This window comes from Massilia sp. DWR3-1-1, assembly GCF_049898325.1.
GTDB lineage: Bacteria > Pseudomonadota > Gammaproteobacteria > Burkholderiales > Burkholderiaceae_D > JAFCUW01.
Genome location: NZ_JAFCXL010000017.1, coordinates 58,124 through 79,883 on the forward strand (window position 1 = coordinate 58,124; position 21,760 = coordinate 79,883).

The 21,760-nt window shown below is 64.5% G+C and carries 10 protein-coding genes; 7 read left to right on the forward strand and 3 right to left on the reverse strand.

Features of this window, described 5'->3' with window-relative positions:
* Positions 1-152: 152 nt before the first annotated feature.
* The gene (gene corA / locus ACP7EY_RS17610) at positions 153-1,124 is read left to right on the forward strand and encodes a magnesium/cobalt transporter CorA (RefSeq protein WP_426195871.1); all 972 of its coding nucleotides are present in this window, start codon (positions 153-155) and stop codon (positions 1,122-1,124) included.
* A 37-nt stretch (positions 1,125-1,161) separates the two neighbouring features.
* Here the strand turns inward: corA and ACP7EY_RS17615 are convergent, their stop codons facing one another.
* Entirely contained in the window at positions 1,162-2,790 is a 1,629-nt protein-coding gene (locus ACP7EY_RS17615) for an NAD(P)/FAD-dependent oxidoreductase (RefSeq protein ID WP_426195873.1), read from the reverse strand.
* Between the two features lie 507 nt (positions 2,791-3,297).
* Between ACP7EY_RS17615 and ACP7EY_RS17620 the strand changes: the two genes are divergently transcribed.
* Complete coding sequence (locus ACP7EY_RS17620) at positions 3,298-6,402, forward strand: TonB-dependent receptor (RefSeq protein WP_426195875.1); 3,105 nt, start codon at positions 3,298-3,300, stop codon at positions 6,400-6,402.
* 146 nt (positions 6,403-6,548) lie between these two features.
* Here ACP7EY_RS17620 and ACP7EY_RS17625 read toward each other — a convergent pair whose 3' ends face one another.
* Entirely contained in the window at positions 6,549-7,274 is a 726-nt protein-coding gene (locus ACP7EY_RS17625; protein ID WP_426195877.1) for a 16S rRNA (uracil(1498)-N(3))-methyltransferase, read from the reverse strand.
* A gap of 161 nt (positions 7,275-7,435) precedes the next feature.
* Here ACP7EY_RS17625 and tkt point away from each other — a divergent pair, with 161 nt between their 5' ends.
* The 3 genes from tkt to ACP7EY_RS17640 all read left to right on the forward strand — a co-directional run bounded on the left by tkt (position 7,436) and on the right by ACP7EY_RS17640 (position 13,628).
* A complete protein-coding gene (gene tkt / locus ACP7EY_RS17630; protein ID WP_426195879.1) occupies positions 7,436-9,424 on the forward strand; it encodes a transketolase in 1,989 nt (662 codons plus the stop codon).
* Positions 9,425-9,496: 72 nt separating this feature from the next.
* On the forward strand, positions 9,497-10,510 hold the full coding sequence (gap, locus tag ACP7EY_RS17635; RefSeq protein WP_426195880.1) for a type I glyceraldehyde-3-phosphate dehydrogenase: 1,014 nt from the start codon (positions 9,497-9,499) through the stop codon (positions 10,508-10,510).
* A gap of 316 nt (positions 10,511-10,826) precedes the next feature.
* Entirely contained in the window at positions 10,827-13,628 is a 2,802-nt protein-coding gene (locus ACP7EY_RS17640) for a TonB-dependent receptor domain-containing protein (RefSeq protein WP_426195882.1), read from the forward strand.
* A gap of 66 nt (positions 13,629-13,694) precedes the next feature.
* Here ACP7EY_RS17640 and glnE read toward each other — a convergent pair whose 3' ends face one another.
* Entirely contained in the window at positions 13,695-16,463 is a 2,769-nt protein-coding gene (gene glnE, locus ACP7EY_RS17645; protein ID WP_426195884.1) for a bifunctional [glutamate--ammonia ligase]-adenylyl-L-tyrosine phosphorylase/[glutamate--ammonia-ligase] adenylyltransferase, read from the reverse strand.
* Between the two features lie 186 nt (positions 16,464-16,649).
* Between glnE and ACP7EY_RS17650 the strand changes: the two genes are divergently transcribed.
* Entirely contained in the window at positions 16,650-20,909 is a 4,260-nt protein-coding gene (locus ACP7EY_RS17650; protein WP_426195886.1) for a YhdP family protein, read from the forward strand.
* A 26-nt stretch (positions 20,910-20,935) separates the two neighbouring features.
* Positions 20,936-21,733, forward strand: coding sequence for a carbon-nitrogen hydrolase family protein (locus ACP7EY_RS17655; RefSeq protein ID WP_426195887.1), 798 nt, complete (start codon positions 20,936-20,938; stop codon positions 21,731-21,733).
* Positions 21,734-21,760 lie beyond the last annotated feature (27 nt).

A 21,760-nucleotide genomic window follows, 5' to 3' on the forward strand; every position in this document is an offset into this window, starting at 1 on the left:
TCGGTTCGCTTCCCAGCAATGCGTTGCCGCTGCCGTCTGGCGCCTGCTAGAGTACTGAAACGTGCTGGGGCGCATCGCTGGTGCGCCGCTCCCTCCCTGATATCGCTGGCCCTGGCCGGGGATCGCTGTCGCTGGATTATTTACGGAACCTCATGCTCATCAATTGTGTCGCCTACCAGGAAGGCAAAAAGCTCTCCGATATCCCCGTCGCCGATATCAGCGATTACCTGGAAAAGCCGGAGACCTTCGTCTGGGTGGCCCTGCGCGACCCCGATGCCAGCGAGCTTGCCGAAGCCAAGCTGGAATTTAATCTGCATGAACTGGCCGTGGAAGACGCCGCGCGGGGCCACCAGCGGCCCAAGATCGAGGAATACGGCGACTCGCTGTTCGCCGTCATCCAGACGGTCGAGCTGGTCGAGGGGGAGGCCGAGTTGCACGTGGGCGAAGTCGATGTGTTTGTCGGCCCCAATTACGTGCTGTCCTCGCGCCGCAATACCACCCAGGGCTTTCTGGGCGTGCGCGCGCGCGCCGAGCGCGAGCCGCACCTGCTGGCGCAGGGCTCCGCCTTTGTCCTGTATGCGCTGATGGATGCCGTCGTCGACCGTTACTTTCCCGTTGCAGACAAGCTCGAAGCGGAACTGGAAACCATCGAGAGCAATATTTTTACCCAGGGCGCCCAGCGCGCCAACATCAAGCGCCTGTACGAACTGAAGGCACGCGTGCTGACCTTGCGCCATGCCGTCATGCCCCTGATGGAAGCGGTGGGGCGCCTGTATGGCGGGCGCGTGCCGGCCCTGTGCCTGAACACCGAGGATTATTTTCGCGACATCCACGACCACCTGGTGCGCATCGCCACCACCCTCGACACCATCCGCGACACCATCAGCACGGCGATCCAGGTCAACCTGTCGATGGTGGCGATCGATGAGAGCGAAGTGAACAAGCGGCTGGCGGCCTGGGCGGCCATCTTCGCCGTCTTCACCGCCTTCGCCGGCGTATGGGGCATGAACTTCAAGTTCATGCCCGAACTGGAGTGGAAGTGGGGCTATCCGATGGCGGTGGCCTGCATGGTGGTGGTGTGCCTGTACATGCACCGCCGCTTCAAGAAATCCGGCTGGCTCTAACTAAACGGACCGGTTCGGCAGGCGAGGGCGAGCCTGCTCAGGGCGCCATCGCCAGTGCCACCGCTTCGGCCACCTTGATGCCGTCGACGGCCGCTGACAGGATGCCACCGGCGTAACCGGCGCCTTCGCCGGCGGGAAACAGGCCGCGGGTGTTGAGGCTTTGCAAGTCGTCGTCGCGCCGCTTGATGCGGATCGGCGAGGAGGTGCGCGTTTCCACGCCCGTGAGCAGGGCGTCCGGATGAAAGTAGCCCTTGATCTGCTTGTCGAAGGCGGGGAAGGCTTCGCGCATGGCCTCGATCGCATAGGCGGGCAGGGCGCTGGCCAGGTCGGTCAGGTGCACGCCCGGGGTGTAGGAGGGCGCCACCGAACCGAAGGCGGTGGAGGCGCGGCCGGCGACGAAGTCGCCCATCAACTGGCCCGGCGCATCGTAGGTGCCGCCACCGAGGGCGAAAGCGCCTTCTTCCAGGCGGCGCTGGAGGGCGATGCCGGCCAGCGGATGGTCCGGATAGTCGCTGGGGGTGATGCCCACCACGATGGCGCTGTTGGCGTTGCGTTCATTGCGCGAATACTGGCTCATGCCGTTGGTGACCACCCGGCCCGGTTCGGACGCGGCCGCCACCACGGTGCCGCCCGGGCACATGCAGAAACTGTAGACCGAGCGACCGTTGGCGGCATGGTGCACCAGTTTGTAGTCGGCCGCGCCGAGGATCTTGTTGCCGGCGTTGGGACCGAAGCGGCAGGTGTCGATCAGCGACTGCGGGTGCTCGACCCGGAAGCCGATCGAAAACGGCTTGGCCTCGATATACACGCCCCGTTCGTAGAGCATTTCAAAGGTATCGCGGGCGCTGTGGCCGATCGCCAGCACCAGGTGGCGGGTAGCGATGCGCTCGCCGTCGGCCAGCACCACGCCGCGCACCTGGCCATTGCCGCTGCTGTCGCGTTCGATCTCGACATCGCTGACCTTGCTGGAAAAACGGTACTCGCCGCCCAGCGCGGTGATGGTCTCGCGCATTTGCTCGACCATCTTGACGAGGCGGAAGGTGCCGATGTGGGGCTTGCTGACGTACAAAATTTCCTCGGGTGCCCCCGCCTTGACGAACTCCATCAGCACCTTCCTGCCGTAGTGCTTGGGGTCCTTGATCTGGCTGTACAGTTTGCCATCGGAAAACGTGCCGGCGCCGCCTTCGCCGAACTGCACATTCGATTCCGGGTTGAGCACCCGCTTGCGCCAGAAGCCGAAGGTATCGACCGTGCGCTCACGCACTTGCTTGCCCCGTTCGAGGATGATCGGGCGCAAGCCCATCTGCGCCAGCACCAGCGCCACAAACAGGCCGCACGGCCCCGTGCCCACCACCACCGGGCGCTCGCCCGTGTGATGGCCGGCCGCCTGCAGGCCGCCGGCGACAAACTGGTAGCTGGTGTCGGGCGAGGGGCCGACATGGGCGTCGGCTTTGAGCCGCGCCAGCACCGCCGCCTCATCGCGTACCGACACATCGACCGAATAAATCAATACGATGGCCGATTTTTTTCTGGCGTCGTAACTACGCTTGTAGATCGACAGTGCCAAAAGGTCGCTGTCGTCGACCCCGAGGCGGGTCAATACGCTTGCGCGCAGGGCCGTTTCGGCGTGATCGAGAGGCAATTTCAGTTCATTAATACGCAACATGGCGGTGCAGGGCAGAGAGGGAGGAGGCCGCCATTTTACCTGAGCCGGGCCCGCATCAGTGCTGCATCGCACTGAGGGCCAGGCACATCGGAAAATGGACAGGCCCGCCCTGTTTCTCCGATATTCTCCGAAAATTGCACGTACGTCGCTTAAACGAAGCGATTGCCACGCCCGCAAACAGGCGTCGCAGAAAACATCTGGTGCAATGCACCAATTTGGGGCGTTTGCTGCACCAAAAAAACAGGCGAAATTGAAGTGTTGTTTATATGCACGCTGGTAAATGGCGAACATTGACACTGCTCGTTTCGATATGGTTCCATGTACAACTTAAATATTGTTGATAGCAATCAAACGATGTTTATCATTTCGTCCATTGGGCGAGCGGTTTTGTAGTAGTGGGGAACGACGCAGATTTACCGTGATTTAACGTAAACCTTTACCCAAGCCACGTAAACCTTTACCCAAGCCGATCCACTAGAGACGCTTAAAAAACAATTAGGAAATCACATGTTTAGAAAAACTGTTGTGGCGCGCGCACTTACCATCGCATTCAGCTCGGCTGCTTTGTCGGTGGCAGTGATGCAGCCGGTGATGGCGCAGTCCAGCGCAACCGGTAATGTCTACGGTACGGTCGATGCGCCAGCTGGTGCGACTGTCAATTTGCTCAACACCGACACTGGCCTGCGTCGTACCGCCAGCGTCGACGGAGCAGGACGTTACTCGGTTACTGCTTTGCCAATCGGTCACTACCGCGTCGAACTGATTCGCGCCGGTAAGGTTGCTCAGACGGCCGAAGTCGATCTGATCATCGGCCAGGGTGTCGAAGCGTCGTTCGTGGCAAGCACGGGTGCCGTGCAAAAAGTTGAAGTGAGCGGCCGCCGCTCGCGCATCGACGTTTCCAATACCAACAACGGCGCCGTGTTTACCGCCCGCGAACTGGCCAAGCTGCCGGTTGCGAGCAACCTGAGCGCGGTGATTCTGCTGGCCCCTAACACCACCAAGGGCGACTCTGCCTACGGCAATGCCAACAGCTTCGGTGGCGGCGGCGTGTCGGAAAACTCGTACTACATCAACGGCTTGCCAGTAACCAATCCGCTGACGCAGACGGGCTCGACGGAACTGCCGTTTGGCGCGATTGCCCAGGCATCGGTCATCACCGGCGGCTTCGGCGCGGAATTCGGCCGTTCGATCGGTGGCGTTTTGAACGTCACCACCAAGAGCGGTACCAACAACTGGGAAGCGGGCGCACTGTTCAGCACCCAGCCGAACTCGGCGCGTTCCAAGTCGAAAAACATCTACTACGATGAAACCGGCAATGCGGACAACGTCAAGACCAATGGCAAGCTGTATCAGCAGCGTGACCTGATCACCACCGGAACCCAGCAGTATGGCGTGTACATGGGCGGCCCGCTGATCAAGGACAAGCTGTTCATGTTCTACGCGATCGACCAGACCGAAACGCGCACCGGCAACCCCAACTCCACCGACAGCACCACGCTCGCGCGTGATGGCTGGTTCGACACCAAGACGGCACAAACCCGTTACGTGTTGAAACTGGACTGGAATCTGAACGACAACAACCGTTTTGAATTCACCTCGATCGGCGACAATTCCGACGTCAATCTGCGTCGTTACGGCCTGAACGCCGACGGCTCGCACACGAGCACCAAGTACAGCGAGCGCACGGACCGCAATGCGGCTTCGACCGGTTCGTACTCGAACGCACTCAAGTATGTCGGTCAGATCACCGACGACGTCACCTTCACCGGTTTGTACGGCCAGTTGCGCAATCCGCGCGGCGTGACGTTCGAGAACTACGACGTCAACAGCCAGCTGTACGCGGTCTCGTCGACCGTGGCCGGCCGCGAACCTGGCCTGCTGGCCGCTGGTGGTTACACCAACTTCCAGAAATTCTCGGGTAACATCACGCCGCCCGGCACCGACAACGTCAAGTCCTACCGTGCCGACCTGGAGTGGAAACTGGGTAGCCACACCGTCCGCGCCGGTCTCGACCGCAACGACATGGATTCGACCAACGCCGGCCTGTTCACCGCTGGCGGCGGCACCTGGACCTTCCGTCGCGTTCCTAACGGCACCGCCGGCGCGACCGTGTCGAACAATGTCTCGCTCAGCCGCCCTGCCATCGTCGCCAACTACGGTGGCCTCGGTACCCAGGGTTACTACGTGACCAAGTTCCAGTTCTCCAGCCTGACTTCGGCAAGCGCATCGCAGCAAGCCCAGTACCTGGAAGACCGCTGGCAAGTCACCAAGAACCTGCTGGTCACTGGCGGTATTCGTAACGACCAGTACACCAACAGCAATGGCGATGGCGTCAAGTTCATCGACATGAAACGTGAAATCGCACCGCGCCTGGCCGCATCGTGGGACGTCAACGGTGACTCGTCCGTCAAAGTGTTCGGTAGCGCCGGTCGTTACTACCTGCAACTGCCAACCCAGGTGGCAGCCCGTGCCGCCAGCCGTTCGACCTACATCCAGCAAGACTTTACCTACACCGGTATCGACGCCCTGGGTCAGCCGACCGGTTTGACCGCGATCAACCAGCCAGGTTCGCCAGATGGCGAACTGGGCCAGGCAAAAGATCCACGTTCCGTCGTCATGAAAGACCTCAAGCCGAACTATCAGGATGAAGTCACCCTGGGTTTTGAGCAGTCCTTCAATCCTTCCTTGAACTTCGGCGCCAAACTGACCTACCGCAAACTGGGCGCTGGTATCGATGACAGCTGCGACACCCGCCCAATGCTGGCGTACTCGGACAAGGTCGGCCTGCAACAAAAAGGTCGTGACTACCTGCCTTGCTACATCTTCAATCCGGGTTCGGCTGCCACCTTGTGGGTCGAGGGCCATGACAACAACGGACTGGCCATTCCAGGTTCGGGCCGTTACGTGACCTTCACCGAGGAGCAACTGGGCTTCCCGAAAGCGGAACGCAAGTACAAGGCGGTCGATCTGTTCGCCGAGCACCCAATGCGCAACGGCTGGTATGGCAAGATCAACTACACCTGGTCGCGCAGCACCGGTAACATGGAAGGCCAGACCAACTCGGATACCGGCCAGCTCGACGTCGCTACCACGGCTAACTGGGATTATCCAGAGTTCATGGCCGGCACCAACGGCGTGCTGCCGAATGACCGTACCCATCAGTTGAAAGCCTTCGGTTTCTACCAGCTCACCCCTGAGTGGTCGATCGGTGGTAACGCCCTGGTGCAGTCGGGTCGTCCTAAAGTCTGTATCGGCACCGACCTCGATGCTGAAGATGGCTTGAAGAACCCACTGTACGGCGCGACCTACGGTGGTCCTGGCTACGGCAATGTCTACATGTGGTGCAACGGTTCGGCCGCACCACGTGGCACCATCGGTCGCATGCCTTTCGAAAAACGTCTGGACATGAACCTGGTGTACTCGCCGTCGTTGATCAAGGGCCTGGCATTCAAGGTTGACGTCTTCAACGTCTTCAACAAGCAGGAAGCCTTGACCCGTCAGGAAACCTACGATGCAGGCGATGGCGCTGTCCAGGCAAGCTACAACCGGGTTCGTGCTTACCAGACCCCGCGTTCGGCCAAGTTCACCGTGCAATACGATCACAAGTTCTGATCGTCCTGGTCTGCTGGAGCCGCCGCGCTCCAGCACTTGACTGCAAAAAACCGCCAGCATCGCGCTGGCGGTTTTTTTTCGCGCATGGCGCCTTGCCCCTCAATGCCTCGCTGTGCGCCACGGCCTGCCCGTGGCGCGGTTGTATCTCAGTGTTCGCCCCAGATGGCGGCCAATGTGGCCAACACGGCCAGCCCGGCCGTTTCCGTGCGCAGCACGCGCGGTCCCAGGCCCAGCGCGATGGCGCCGCCTTCCAGCGCTGCCGCTTCTTCCTCGTCCGTCAAGCCCCCTTCCGGTCCGATCAGTACCGTCAGCGCCTGCGGCGCCCGCGCCGCTGCCCATGCGGCCAGTGGCTGTTGTGCTCGCGGACTGAGCAGGATGCGCTGCGCGCCGCCGGCGCTGGCAGTGAACTCGCGCAGTTGGGACAGGGGCGCCAGCGCTGGCAAGCGGTTGCGACCGCTTTGTTCGGCGGCGGCGACGATAATGCCTTGCCAGTGCGCATGGCGTTTCTCGGCGCGCTCGCCGCTCAGCCGCACCACGCTGCGCTGGGCCAGCACGGGCACGATCGCCGCCACCCCCAGTTCGACCGATTTTTCGATGATCCAATCCATCTTGCCCGCCTCCGGCAAGGCTTGCACCAGCGTCAGCGGGTAGGGCAGTTCGCACTCGCGCGCCGTGAAGGCGAGGATGCGGGCGCTGGCGCCTTTCTTGTCGAGCGTGAGCAGTTCGGCGTCGAACTGGCCGCCTTCGCCATTGAACAGGGTCAGCGTTGTGCCCGGCTGCAGGCGCACCACCCAGGCATGGTGGGCGACGGCGGCAGGCAGGTCGATGGTGGCGCCGGCGGCGAGCGGTTGGGGGCAGTAGAAACGTGGCATGAAAGACCTGTCGATGAGGGCAATGGCGGGCTGAATAATCTGCCGCATTTTAAGGCGCAGCCCCTCACTCTGGTAAAATAGTTGGCTCAGCGCCGCCGGTTCCCGCCGCCGGCGTGCCGCTTTCCCGTTCCACGACCTGACCTATTCGACCCATGAAACCTATGCAAACCACTACCAAGATGGCCAACGCAATCCGCGCTTTGGCAATGGACGCTGTCCAGAAAGCCAACTCCGGCCACCCTGGCATGCCAATGGGCATGGCCGACATCGCCGTGGCGCTGTGGGATGGGCATTACAAGCACAATCCGGCCAACCCGTCATGGGCCAACCGCGACCGCTTCCTGTTGTCGAACGGTCATGGCTCGATGCTCCATTACGCGCTGCTGCACCTGTCCGGCTACGAGCTGAGCATGGACGACCTGCGCGCCTTCCGCCAGTTGCACTCGAAAACCCCGGGCCACCCGGAAGTGGACGTCACCCCCGGCATCGAAACGACCACGGGCCCGCTGGGCCAGGGCCTGGCCAACGCGGTCGGCATGGCGCTGGCTGAATCGCTGCTGGCGGCTGAATTCAACAAGCCGGGCCTCGACGTGGTCGACCACACCACCTATGCCTTCCTGGGCGACGGTTGCCTGATGGAAGGCATCTCGCACGAAGTGTGCTCGCTGGCCGGCACCCTGGGCTTGAACAAGCTGATCTGCCTGTATGACGACAACGGCATCTCGATCGACGGCAAAGTCGAAGGCTGGTTCACCGACGACACCCCGGGCCGCTTCGAAGCGTATGGCTGGAACGTCATCCGCGCGGTCGACGGCCACGACGTCGCCGCTGTCGCCGCCGCCATCGCCCTGGCGCGCCAGGCCAGCAAACCCACCCTGATCTGCTGCAAGACCATCATCGGCAAGGGGTCGCCCAACCTGCAGGGCGGCGACAAGGTGCACGGCGCCGCGCTGGGCGAGACCGAAGTCGCTGCCGTGCGCGCCTACCTGCACTGGGACGCTGCGCCGTTCGAGATTCCTGCCGATGTCTACGCTGCCTGGGACGCGAAAGTTGCCGGCGCCGCCGCCGAAAGCGCATGGAACGCCACCTTCGCCACCTACCGCGCCCAGTTCCCCGCCCAGGCGGCCGAGCTGGAACGCCGTATGGCCGGCAACTTGCCCGACAATTTCGAGTCCACCTTGGCCGCGGCGATCGCCACCTGCGTCGACAAGAAAGAAAACATTGCCACCCGCAAGGCCAGCCAGAACGCCATCCAGGCGCTGGCGCCCGTGCTGCCCGAGTTCCTGGGCGGTTCGGCCGATCTGACCAGCTCGAACCTGACCAACTGGAAAGAAAGCGTCAACGTCCGTTCCGGCAAGCCGGGCAACCATATCAATTACGGCGTGCGCGAATTCGGCATGAGCGCCATCATGAACGGCATCGCCCTGCACGGCGGCTACATTCCGTTCGGCGCGACCTTCCTCACCTTCTCCGACTACAGCCGCAATGCCCTGCGCATGGCCGCGCTGATGAAACGGCGTTCGATCTTCGTGTTCACCCACGATTCGATCGGCCTGGGCGAAGACGGCCCCACCCACCAGTCGGTCGAGCACGTCTCGTCCCTGCGCCTGATCCCCCAACTCGACAACTGGCGTCCGTGCGACACCGTCGAGTCGGCTGTCGCCTGGGGTGCGGCCGTGCGCCGCCATAACGGCCCGTCGACCCTGATCTTCTCGCGCCAGAACCTGCCCTACCAGGAGCGCACGGCGCAGCAGATCGCCGACATCGCCCGCGGCGGCTACGTGCTGCAAGATGCCGCCGGTGCCAGGATCATCCTGATCGCCACCGGTTCCGAAATCGAGCTGGCGGTCAAGGCCGCCGCCGCGCTGACGGCGCAAGGCGTGGCCGTGCGCGTGGTGTCGATGCCGTCGACCGACGTGTTCGACCGCCAGGATGCTGCCTACAAGGCCAGCGTGCTCACGCGCGGCGTGCCGCGGGTGGCGATCGAAGCGGGTGTGACGGACTTCTGGTACAAATACGTGGGTCTCGAAGGCGCCGTGGTGGGCATCGACAGCTTCGGCGAATCGGCCCCTGCACCCGAGTTGTTCAAGCATTTCGGCTTTACCGTCGACAACGTCGTGGCCAAGGCCATGATCGTGTTGGCCCAATAAAACAAGAGCGGCCGCGGCCGGCCCGTCCGGTCAGTGGCCTATAAAACGGTTTTTATTACTGAGGAGCAGAAAATGACGATCAAAGTTGCCATCAATGGCTATGGCCGTATCGGCCGCAACGTGTTGCGCGCTTTCTACGAGGGCGGCAAGAAACAGGACATCCAGATCGTTGCCATCAACGACCTGGGCGACGCCAAGTCGAATGCCCACCTGACCCGCTATGACACCGCCCACGGCAAGTTTCCCGGCACCGTCACCGTCGATGGCGACAATATGATCGTCAACGGCGATCCGATCCGCGTGTTCGCCCAGCGTAACCCCGCTGAAATTCCATGGGGCGAGCTCGGCGTCGACGTCGTGCTCGAGTGCACGGGCTTTTTCACCACCAAGGAAAAGGCTTCGGCCCACCTCAAGGGCGGCGCCAAAAAGGTCATCATCTCGGCCCCGGGCGGCAAGGATGTCGACGCCACCATCGTCTACGGTGTCAACCAGGACGTGCTCAAGGCCACCGACACGGTCATCTCGAACGCCTCCTGCACCACCAACTGCCTGGCACCGCTGGTCAAGCCCCTCAACGACGCCATCGGCATCGAAACGGGCCTGATGACCACCATCCACGCCTACACCAACGACCAGGTCCTGTCGGACGTCATGCACGAAGACTTGCGCCGCGCCCGTTCGGCCACGATGAGCATGATCCCCACCAAGACCGGCGCTGCCGCCGCGGTGGGCCTGGTGCTGCCGGAACTCAATGGCAAGCTGGACGGTTTCGCCATCCGCGTGCCGACCATCAATGTCTCGCTGGTCGACCTCACCTTCATCGCCAAGCGCGACACGACGGTCGAGGAAGTGAACGCACTGATGGAAAAAGCCGCTGCCGAAGGTCCCCTGAAGGGCATCCTGACGTACCAGACCGAACCGCTGGTATCGATCGACTTCAACCATAACCCGGCCTCGTCGAATTTCGATTCGACCCTGACCAAGGTGTCGGGCCGCCTGGTCAAGGTGTCGTCGTGGTACGACAATGAGTGGGGTTTCTCGAACCGCATGCTCGACACCACCGTGGCACTGATGAACGCCAAGTAAGCGTCGCGCTGGCCAATCAACCCGGACTGCGGTCCGGGTTTTTTTACGCCTGTGCAAACTGGTCTTCAATTGTAAAATGGTTTAGGCATTTTGCATAAAATAACAACACATTTCGTGACATTTCCACTAATTAGTCAGCGCGATCTTTACGAAAATTAACATCCTGTGCGATTCTTCTCCCCCTGCGTACTTACTGCGCAGGCAGACGACGACGGTGTAGTCGCTTACTCGACAAGACCGAGAATAATTTTCACAGGGGAATTTTTTGAATCACAAGTTTTTACTCAAGCATAGTGTTGTAGCAGTTGCACTGACGATGGCATCGTCGCAGTTCGTCCAGGCCCAGGAAGCCGCGCAGCCCATCACCAAGGTCACCATCACTGGCTCGAACATCAAGCGCGCCGAAAAAGAAGGTACTTCGCCGGTCGAAGTGATGACCGCCAAGCAGATCGCCGCCACCGGCGCCAGCACGGTCCAGGACTTGCTGCACTCGATCCCCGCCTTCGGTTCGGGCTCGTCGATCGACGTCGTCGACGGCAGTTTCTCGAAAGGCGCTTCGACCGCCTCGCTGCGCGGTCTCGGTTCGTCCTCCACCCTGATCCTGTTGAACGGCCGTCGCATCACCGCGTCCGCCTACGCCGACCCGAACCAGGGCAAATCGGCCGTGTATGACCTCAACACGATTCCCATTTCCGCCATCGAGCGCGTGGAAATCTTCAAGGACGGCGCGTCGGCCGTCTACGGTTCCGACGCCATCGCCGGCGTGGTCAACTTCATCACCAAGTCCGAATACAAGGGCGCCCAACTGTCGGCCAACTATTCCGGCAACGGCAAGAATGAATTCAACCGCAAGGCCGTCAACGGCATCTTCGGTTTCGGCGACCTGAACAAGGACCGCTACAACGTCTTCGTCAGCGCCGATATCGCCGAGCGGGGCCGCACCATGATCAGCGACGTCGATGCAATCGACAAGACGCGCCTGGCCGCCATCAACAACCGCTTGAATCCCTTGTCGAGCAACTTGAGCGACCAGGCCTTCTTCTACCGCGAGCGCACCCCCAATCTGCGCAATTTTGCCAACAGCTACGCCTTGCGCGCCGACGTCATCAACCGCACCAATTGCCCGACCGGCAACCAGGTCACCGGTGACATGGCCGCCAACAATCTGCTGGCCACCTCGACCCTGGTCGGCCGCACGTTCTGTAACTTCAACCTGAACGACTACACCGAAGCACAGGGCACCGGCAAGGACTACAACGTGCTCTCGCGCGCGACCATCCAGTTGTCGCCGGACGTGCAGTCGTTCACCGAATTCGGTTACAGCCGCTCGGACCGCGACTACCTGGGCGCGCCGCGCTCGTTCCAGAGCACCTCGCCGAGCACCGTGTTCTCGACCGGCGCCGCGCAGGACTTCCAGATCATCCTGCCAATCGGTCACCCGGACAATCCATTCCCGACCTCGCGTTCGGCCGTTGGCCTGCGCATGAACGCCAAGGGCGGTTCGGACAACAAGAACGAAACCGTGCGCCTGGTCACCGGTCTGAAGGGCACCACCGGCGCCTTCGACTGGGAAACGGCGGCCATGTACAACCGCAATGAGCGCACCGAGAACTACTTCGGCCTGCTGTACCGCCCGACCCTGGCGCGCATCATGACGGAAAACCGGACCCTGGCAGCGACCCTGGCCGATCCGACCTCGACCGCCACCGTCACCAACCGCAATTTCTCGCAGGTCGTCCAGCTCGACGCCAAGGCCTCCACCACCATCGGCAAGCTCCCTGGTGGCGATATCGGCCTGGCCTTCGGTGTTGAAGGACGCCAGGAAAAAATCGGCCTGACCCCCGACGTGCTGACCCAGCGCGGCGACATCGTCGGCCTGGCCAACTCGGCCATCGACGGCAGCCGCAAGGTCTATTCGGCCTTCGTCGAAACCCGCACGCCGTTCGCCAAGACGTTCGAAATGGACTTCGCCGCCCGTTACGACAAGTACCCGAACGACAAGAGCTTCGTGCCGAAAGTGGGCGCCAAGTGGGACATCAGCCCGATGGCCACCGTGCGCGGCACCTTCGCCCGCGGTTTCCGTGCGCCAGCGCTGATCCAGGTCTCGCCAGGCGGCGTCCAGTCGTTCTCGACCGTGACTGACACGGCCCGTTGCCCCGATGGTGTCAAGCCGCTGACCGGCGCCGACCAGGTCGATTGCTCGAAAGGTATTTCCAGCTTGTCCGCCGGCACCCCCGGCCTGGCCCCGGAAAAATCGAAGAGCTACTCGCTGGGCCTGATCCTGGCGCCAACCCGCGACATCGACGTGCTGATCGACTACTACAACATCCGCAAAGAGCAGGAAACGGCTTTGCTGAGCGCCCAGTACGTGATCGATCACCCGGACCTGTACCCAGGTGCGGCCGTGCGCGCCACCAACGTCGGTTCCCTGCTGGTCGATGGCAGCGGCAAGCCGATCCCGGGCACCGGTCCTTTGACCGCTGTCAACCGTTCCTACGTCAACCAGGGCAGCACGCAAGTGTCGGGCCTGGCGTTCGAAGTTGCCATGCGCAAGTCGCTGGGCGACCAGGGCACCCTGTCGGGCAAGCTGAACTGGGAATACGTCATTGACTACACCCGCGCCGAGCGCCCGGGTGAGGCGGAAGCGAATGCGGCCGGCACCGCCGGCGGTATCTCGGACTGGGCCACCAGCGTGGGCGACATTCCCCGCAACCGTGGTTCGTACACCCTGAACTGGACGCGCGGCGTGCACGCCCTGAGCGGTTCGGTCGACTACGTCGGTCCCGTGTCGCTGCTGCGCCGTTCGGAAAACACCAACGTCTACGCGGTGCCATACTGCCATTACGGCGTCGGTCAGCCAAGCACGGCCTACCAGTTGGGTGGCCTGGCGAAATTCAGCGACTACTCGAACGGTACCTGCGGCGTCAACAGCTGGACCACCTTCGGTATGTCGTACACCTACACGGGCGTGAAAAACCTGTCGGTCAACTTCAACATCCGCAACCTGCTCGACACGGCAGCGCCGTACGATCCACGTTACGCGGTGGGCGGTTACAACACCCAGCTGCATAACGGCTATGGCCGCTTCTTCAAGCTGAGCGCGACCTACACGTTTTAAGTTGCCGCAGTTGTAGTGCCATCGAAAGCCGCCCGCAGTTCCGGGGCGGCTTTTTTCATGGCCCGTTCAGTCCGCCGCGCCGAACATCGCCTGCCACAGCGCCGTCACCGCCTGCGCGTGACCGGCCACCAGCGCCGGCGCCACCCGCGCATTGTCCTGGCCCTGCAGGCGCACCTGGTGTTGCAGGCGGCGCATGGCGCGGTAGGCGTCGGCCACCGCCAGCGCAAGGGCAGGATCGATCAGGCCCAGTTCGCCGCAGGTTTTCAGCAGGGCGATGTTGCCGCTGTTGGCGGTCAGCCGGGGCCAGGCGTGGGCGTGGCGCAGCACCAGGTACTGCACCATGAATTCGATGTCGATCATGCCGCCGGCGCCCTGCTTGAGGTCGAAGCCGCTGCCGGGCGCCTGCGCCTTGTGCATGCGCGCGCGCATGGCCAGCACTTCCTGGCGCAGCAGCGTGTCGTCGCGCTCGCGCATCAGCACCAGTTGCCGAATCTGTTCGAAGCGCGCGCCGATGGCGGCGTCGCCGGCGCAAAAACGGGCCCGCGTGAGCGCCTGGTGCTCCCACACCCAGGCCGCGCTGGTCTGGTAGCGCTCGAAGGCGGACAGCGAGGACACCAGCATGCCGGAGGCGCCGTCCGGGCGCAGCGCGGTGTCGATGTCGAACAGGATGCCGGCCGAGGTGTGCGCCGTCATCCAGGTGATGAAGCGCTGGGCCAGCCGGGCATAGTGGGCGGCGGCCTCCTGGTCGTCGTCGTCGAACAGGAAAATGACGTCGAGATCGGAGACATAACCGAGTTCCTTGCCGCCCAGCTTGCCGTAGGCGATCACGGCGAAGCGGGGCACCTCGCGGTGCCGCCTGGCCACGGTCAGCCAGGCCGCCTTGATGGTGGCCTCGACGATCAGGTCGGCCAGCGCCGACAGGTAGTCGGCCAGGCGCTCGACCGACAATTCGCCGGCCAGGTCCAGCGCCAGCAGGCGAAACAGCTGGGCGTGGTGGAAGTCGCGCAGGATGTCCATCTGCCGCTCGGTGTCGCCGGCGGCGCCGTCGAGCTGGCCCTGCAGTTCGGCCGCCAATGCCGGGCAATCGGGGCCGGCACCGCTCACCCGGTCGTCGAGCAGTTCGTCGAGCAGGATCGGGTGCTGCGACAGGAACGTGGCGGCCCAACCGGACGCGTTCATCATGCGAATGACGCGCTCGAGCGTGTGCGGGTATTCGGTCAGCAGCGACAGGTAGGAGGCGCGCCGCGCCACCGCCTCGAAAAAGTCGAGCAGGCGCGCCAGCGTGGCGCCGTGGCGGCCCACCCCGGCTTCCTTGATGACGCGCGCGATCAGGGGCAGGGCGGCGTTGAGCAGGGCCAGCAGCCTGGTGCGGCTCGCTTCCGGCATCGCCTGCAGGCGCGGCGCGTGCCAGGTCGCCATCAGGCGGCGGGCGGCGGCGCCGGCCTCGTCAAAGCCCAGGCCGGCCAGGCGCGCTTCGATCGCCGCCAGGTTGTCGATGTCGGCCTCGCCGCCGCTCGAGTGCAGCTGCATGCTCTCTTCGCCGTCTTCGCTGCCGGCGACCTTCTCGCTGAAGATGGCGTCGAACTGGGCGGCCACGAAGCGGCGGTGGCCGTCCAGCTGCGCCAGCAGGGTGGCCGCGTCCGCCAGGCCCATCATGGTGGCCAGCAGGGCGCGTTCCGCCTCGCCACCGGGCACCGTGTGGGTCTGGGCATCGTCGCGGTATTGCAGGCGGTGCTCGAGATTGCGCAGGAAGGTGTAGGCGTCGAGCAGGGTGCCGACGGTGTCGCGCGGCAGCAGTTCCTTCTCGGCCAGCACCGCCAGCGTGGCGCGGGTGGAGCGATCGCGCAGGGCGGCGTCGCGGCCGCCCCGGATCAGCTGGAACACCTGGGCCAGAAATTCGATCTCGCGGATGCCACCGCGGCCCAGCTTGACGTTGTTGCTGCGGTCCGGGTGCAAGCGTTCCTGGCGGTCGACTTCGGCGCGGATCTGGCCGTGCATGGTGCGGATGGCGTCGATCACGCCGAAATCGAGGTAACGGCGGTACACGAACGGGCGCACGATGGCGTCGAGGGCGGCGATGTCGGCCGCCGTGCCGGTGACGGCGCGCGCCTTGACCCAGGCGTAGCGCTCCCATTCGCGGCCCTGGACGATCAGGTAGTGCTCGACCATCGACAGGCTGGCCACCAGCGGGCCAGAGTTGCCGTTCGGCCGCAAGGCCATGTCGACGCGGAACACGAAACCGTCTTCGATCACTTCAGACAGGGAGGCAATCAGTTTTTTGCCCAGCCGGCTGAAAAACTCGTGGTTCGACAGGGGGCGCTGGCCGGCGCCGGCGGCGCAGTCGCCGTCTTCCGGATAGACAAAGATCAGGTCGATGTCGGACGAGACATTGAGTTCGCCGCCGCCTTGCTTGCCCATCGCCAATACCATCAGTTGCTGGGGCAGGCCCGATTCGGCGCCCGTCGGCATGCCGTGCTGGGCCACCATCTCGTCCATCAGGGGCGCCAGCGCGCAGGCGATGGCGAAGTCGGCCAGCGCCGTCATCGTCGCCACCACCTCGGCCAGGTCGGCCTGGCCGGCCAGGTCGCGCTCGATGAGCGTGCACACGACCAGGTTGCGCAGGCGCCGCAGGCCGCGTGGCAAGGGCAAGGGCGCGGCGCCCGCATCCCGTTCACGCTGCAGTTCCGCGCCGAAATCGCAGCGTTCGAGCGATAATTGGGCCAGGGCGCTCAGGCGCGCGGCGCGCGCGGGGTCGGCCGCCAGCCAGCGTTGGTAAAAGTGCGAATAACTGGCGGGATCGACAAGGTGCGGGGCTGCGTGCGGGGCTGCGTTCATGGGAGGCGGGGCGCTTATTTACGGTTGAGGGAGAGGCACGGTCGATAGCGCGGTCGTACGCAAGCGCCAGCTTCATCAATGGCGCTTCTGCCGGCCGGGCGATGCGGTAAAATTGCGACCGTGCTTGCAGCAGAACGATGGTAAGCCAGGCGGCGGCGTTGGCGCAAGCGCGCCGCCCGCACCACATTGATTGCGAACCCCTGGCCGAGGCCGGCCTTTTTTTGCGCGCTGCGCGCGGGCCGACGCCAGGGGTTCTTTTACGCGAGTACCCCTATTAACCATCTGATCGACAGCCAGGCAACCGAGGGCGTCAGCGCGCACCCGCCCCTGGCGCAGCGCTGGCGCAGTCTGCGCGCGGCCTGGCGGCTGTGCGATCGGGCCTCGCACCACATCCTGGGCTGGACCGTGCGCTTCGCGCTGCTGGTGTATTTCGCCTTCGCCATCCTGTTCCTGCTGCTGCGCTACGTGGTCCTGCCTAATATCGACTATTACAAGGGCGATATCGAGCGCCTGGCCAGCCGCGCCGTGGGCAACCAGGTGTCGATCGCCCGGATCTACGCGTCCTGGCAGGGCTTGCGGCCGAATCTGTTCCTGGGCGACGTCGTGCTGCGCGACGGCCAGGGCCGCGCCGTGCTCAGCCTGCCCAGCGTGTCGGCCACCTTCGCCTGGTGGACCGTGCTGGCCGGCGATGCCCGCTTCGAATCGCTCGAACTGATCCGGCCCAGCCTGGACGTGCGGCGCGATGCCAGCGGCCGCCTCAGCGTGGCCGGCATCGTGCTCGACAACAAGAAGGGCGGCGCCCCGAATGACTGGGCCCTGCGCCAGCACCATATCGTGATCCGCGACGGCCGCATCGACTGGACCGACCTGCAGCGCCAGGCGCCCACGCTGGCGCTCGAGCGGGTCGAGCTGAGCCTGACCAACAACTGGAACCGCCACCGCTTCGCCATGCACGCCACGCCGCCGCCGGCGCTGTCGGCGCCGCTCGACGTGCGTGCCGATTTCAGCAGTCCCCGCTTTGCCGTCAGCCGCGCCGCCGTCTCCCTGTGGAAGGGCGAACTGTACGCCGACCTGCGCGACACCGACCTGGCCGCCTGGAAACCGTACCTCGACTATCCGTTTGCGCTCAACCAGGGCAAGGGCTCGGTGCGCGCCTGGCTCACGCTGGACCAGTCGCGCCTGGCCGGCTTTACCGCCGACCTGGCGCTGAGCGCGGTGGCGCTGCGGCTGGGGCCCGAGCTGCCCCCGCTGGCCCTGCGCCAGGTCAGCGGGCGCCTGTCGGCCAGCGAAACCATCGGTCCCGTCGCCACCGCCGGCACGCCCACTTTTGGCAAGCACGGCCACCGCATCTCGCTCGATCAGTTCGCCGTCGTCACGGCCGACGGTGTCAGCCTGCCGCCCACCACGCTGGCGCAGTCGTACACGCCGGCCGCGCGCGGCAAGCGCGAAAAAACCGTGATCAGCGCGCGCGCGCTGGACCTGGCGCTGGTGGCCCAGTTGGCCGCCCAGGCCCCGCTCTCGCCGGCCGAGCGCAGCCTGCTGGCCGAACTGGCGCCGCGCGGGCGCCTGCGCAATTTTTCGGCGGAGTGGGAAGGGCGCTATCCGTCCTTGCCGACCTGGCGCGTGCGCGGTCAGCTCGAGCAACTGGGCCTCAATGCCCGGCCACCCCGGCTGGCGGTGGCAAAAACGGCCAGCCGCGAGGCGGTCACGGCCATGCCGGCCATTCCCGGTTTCGATCACTTGTCCGGTACCATCGACGCCAGCGAGCGGGGCGGCACTGTCGAGCTCGATTCGCCCCAACTGCGCATCGAGTTGCCCCAGTGGTTCGCCGACCCCGCCATCGACTTCGACAAATTCGACCTGCGCGCGCGCTGGCAGTATCCCCGCCCTGACCAGGTGGCCGTGCAGATCGACCAGTTCGAGGCCGCCCAGGGCGCCTTGCACGTGCGCCTGCACGGCAAGCATGTATTGCCCCTGGTGCATGGCAAAGGGGCGGGCGAGGCCGACCTGCATGGAGAGCTGACGGGTTTTTCCATCAAGTCGCTCGATCGCTATCTGCCCCTGCAAACGCCGGCGCACCTGCGCGCGTGGCTGGTCGGTGCGCTCGAGGACGGCATGCTGCAGGACGCCACCGTGCGCCTGCGCGGGGACCTGTCGCATTTCCCGTTCCAGGCCGACACGGCGTTCGAGCGCAACCGCGGCGAATTCCGCGTCGCCGGGCGGCTGGAAAACGCCCGCCTCAATTACACCCCGGGCCACCTGGGCAAGGACGGCAAGTCGCCCCTGTGGCCGCTGGCCGAACGTATCAATGGCAGCATCGTGTTCGACCGCACGCGCATGGACATCAAGGCCGACAGTGCGAGCACCGCGGGAGTCGCCTTGAGCAACGTCAAGGCGGTGATCCCCGATTTGCTCTCGCGCGACATGCAGCTGGAAATCGACGGCAGCGCCAGCGGGCCCCTGCAGGAATTTTTACGCTACGTGGGCGCCAGCCCCGTCACCGACTGGATCGGCCACTTTACGGACGACGCCCGCGCCAGCAACGGCGCCCGGCTGGGCCTGAAACTGCGGCTGCCGCTGGCGCACCTGCCCGACACCAAGGTGCAGGGCGTGCTGCAACTGATGAACAACGACATCACCCTGTTCGACGATCTGCCACCCTTGCAGGCGGCCCTGGGCAAGATTGAATTTACCGAGCGGGGCGTCTCGCTCAACGGCGTTGGTGCCAGTTTCCTGGGCGGACCGCTGGCGCTGACGGGGGGCACCCAGAAAGACAACAGCATTCTCATCAAGCTCGCTGGCCAGCTCAGCGCCGACGGCTTGCGCAAGGCCTGGCCGGCGCCGGCGGTGCAGCGGCTGACCGCGTATTTCAGCGGCGAGACGCGCTTTACGGGCGCTGTCGCCGTGCGCGACCACCGGGTCGACGTGACGGTCGACTCCAGCCTGGCCGGCATGGGCCTGGGGTTTCCCGCGCCCCTGTCGAAGAGCGCCGCCGTCGACACCATGCCCTTGCGGTTTGTCCTGAGCGGGCAGGCCACCGGTGACGCCGCGCTGGCGCGCGATGAAATTCGCCTGTCGATCGGTTCGGCCATGACCGCCCGTTACCTGCGCCAGCGGCAGGGCAAGGGGCCGTGGACGGTGCTGCGGGGCGGCATCGGCGTCAACGTGCCGGCGCCCGAACCGGACAGCGGCGTGATGTTCAACGTCAATATGAAGTCGCTCAATGTCGACCAGTGGATGGCCCTGGGCAGCGCGGTGGCGGGGCCGGCGGCGGCGGATGCGACCGCGGCCGCCGGTCCGCAGGGCCTGGCCCAGTATGTGACGGCCGACGTCCTGTCCGGTCGCGCTGACGAGCTGATCATCGCCGAGCGCAAGCTCGACAACGTGGTGGTGGGCGTGTCGCACCTCAAGTCGAGCTGGCAAGCGAACATCGACTCGCGCCAGGCCTCTGGCCACATCACCTGGAACGAGCCGGCCAACGGCCAGGGCCTGGGCAAGGTGACGGCGCGCCTGGCCACCCTGATCATCCCCGAGTCGGCCGCCGCAGAAGTGAAGGATTTGCTGGAAAGCAGCAAGAGCGCGGCCGCCACCATTCCCGGTCTCGACATCGTCGCCGACCGCTTCGAACTGTTCAACAAGCCGCTGGGCAAGCTCGAACTGGTCGCCAGCAACGAACGGGTGGCGGCCGGCCGCGAATGGCGCATCAACCGGCTGTCGATGGTCAATCCGGATGGCGAGCTCAAGGCGACCGGCAAGTGGCTCATCCGCGAAGGCAAGAGCACCACCAATCTCAACTTCAACCTCGACATCGCCGACGCCGGCCGCCTGCTCGACCGGCTGGGCTTTCCGGATACCTTAAAGCGGGGCAAGGGCAAGCTATCGGGCGACGTCAGCTGGAATGGCTTGCCGTACTCGCTCGACGCGCCCAGCCTGTCGGGCACGATTGCCCTCAATGTGGCGGCCGGCCAGTTCCTCAAGAAGGATCCGGGCGCCGCCAAATTGCTGGGCGTACTGAGCCTGCAAGCCTTGCCGCGCCTGCTCAAGCTCGATTTCCACGACGTCTTTTCCGAAGGCCTGGCGTTTGACGGCATCAATGCCACGGCCGTGATTGCCAAGGGTGTGCTGAAAACCGACAATCTCAAGATGTACGGGGTGGCCGCCACCGTGCTGATGGACGGCAGCGCCGACATCGCCAACGAATCGACCAATCTGCGCGTGGTGGTGGTGCCCGAATTTAACCTGGGCACGGGCCCGCTCGTGTATGCGCTGGCGGTCAATCCCGTGATCGGCCTGGGCAGTTTCCTGGCCCAGCTTTTCCTGCGCGCACCCATGATGGAGGCGTTGACTTACGAAATGAAGGTGGAGGGGCCGTGGAAGGCGCCGGTGGTGACCAAGCTGGCCAAGCGTACCGTCGTTGCCCCCGCTGGCGTACCGCCCGCCCCATGAACGGTGTCCATTCAAGAAGGTAAAACATGACAAAAGTTGCCGCCATTCAAATGATTTCGACGCCAGACGTCGCCACCAACATCGCCACCGCGCGTCGCCTGGTCGCGCAGGCGGCCGCCACCGGCGCGACCCTGGTCAGCCTGCCCGAGTACTGGCCCATCATGGGCTTGCAGGACACCGACAAGGTCGACCACGCCGAGCACGACGGCGCCGGTCCGATCCAGGATTTCATGGCCGGCGCCGCCCGTGAGCACGGCATCTGGCTGGCCGGCGGCACCTTGCCCTTGCACTCGCCCAGCGCCGGCAAGGTAATGAACACGACGCTGGTCTACAACCCGCAGGGCGAGGCGGTGGGCCGTTACGACAAGATCCACCTGTTTGGCTTTCAGCAAGGCGACGAAGCCTACGACGAGGCGCGCACCATCGTGCCCGGTGCCGACGTCGTCACCTTCACCGCGCCGTTCGGCAAGGTGGGTCTGGCCGTGTGCTACGACCTGCGCTTTCCCGAGCTGTTTCGCGCCATGGGCGACTGCGCCCTGATGCTGGTGCCGGCTGCCTTCACCCACACCACCGGCAGCGCCCACTGGGAAGTGCTGCTGCGCGCCCGCGCCATTGAAAACCAGTGCTACGTGCTGGCGGCGGCGCAGGGCGGCCTGCACGCCAACGGCCGCCGCACGTACGGCCACAGCCTGTTAATCGATCCGTGGGGTACAGTGACGGCCATGCTCGAAGAAGGCGAGGGCGTGGTGGCCGGCGAGATCGACCAGGCCCTGATCGACAGCGTGCGCGCGAGCTTGCCGGCGCTGCGCCATCGCCGCATGTAAGGGGCGTTTGAGCGGGTGACCTGGCTG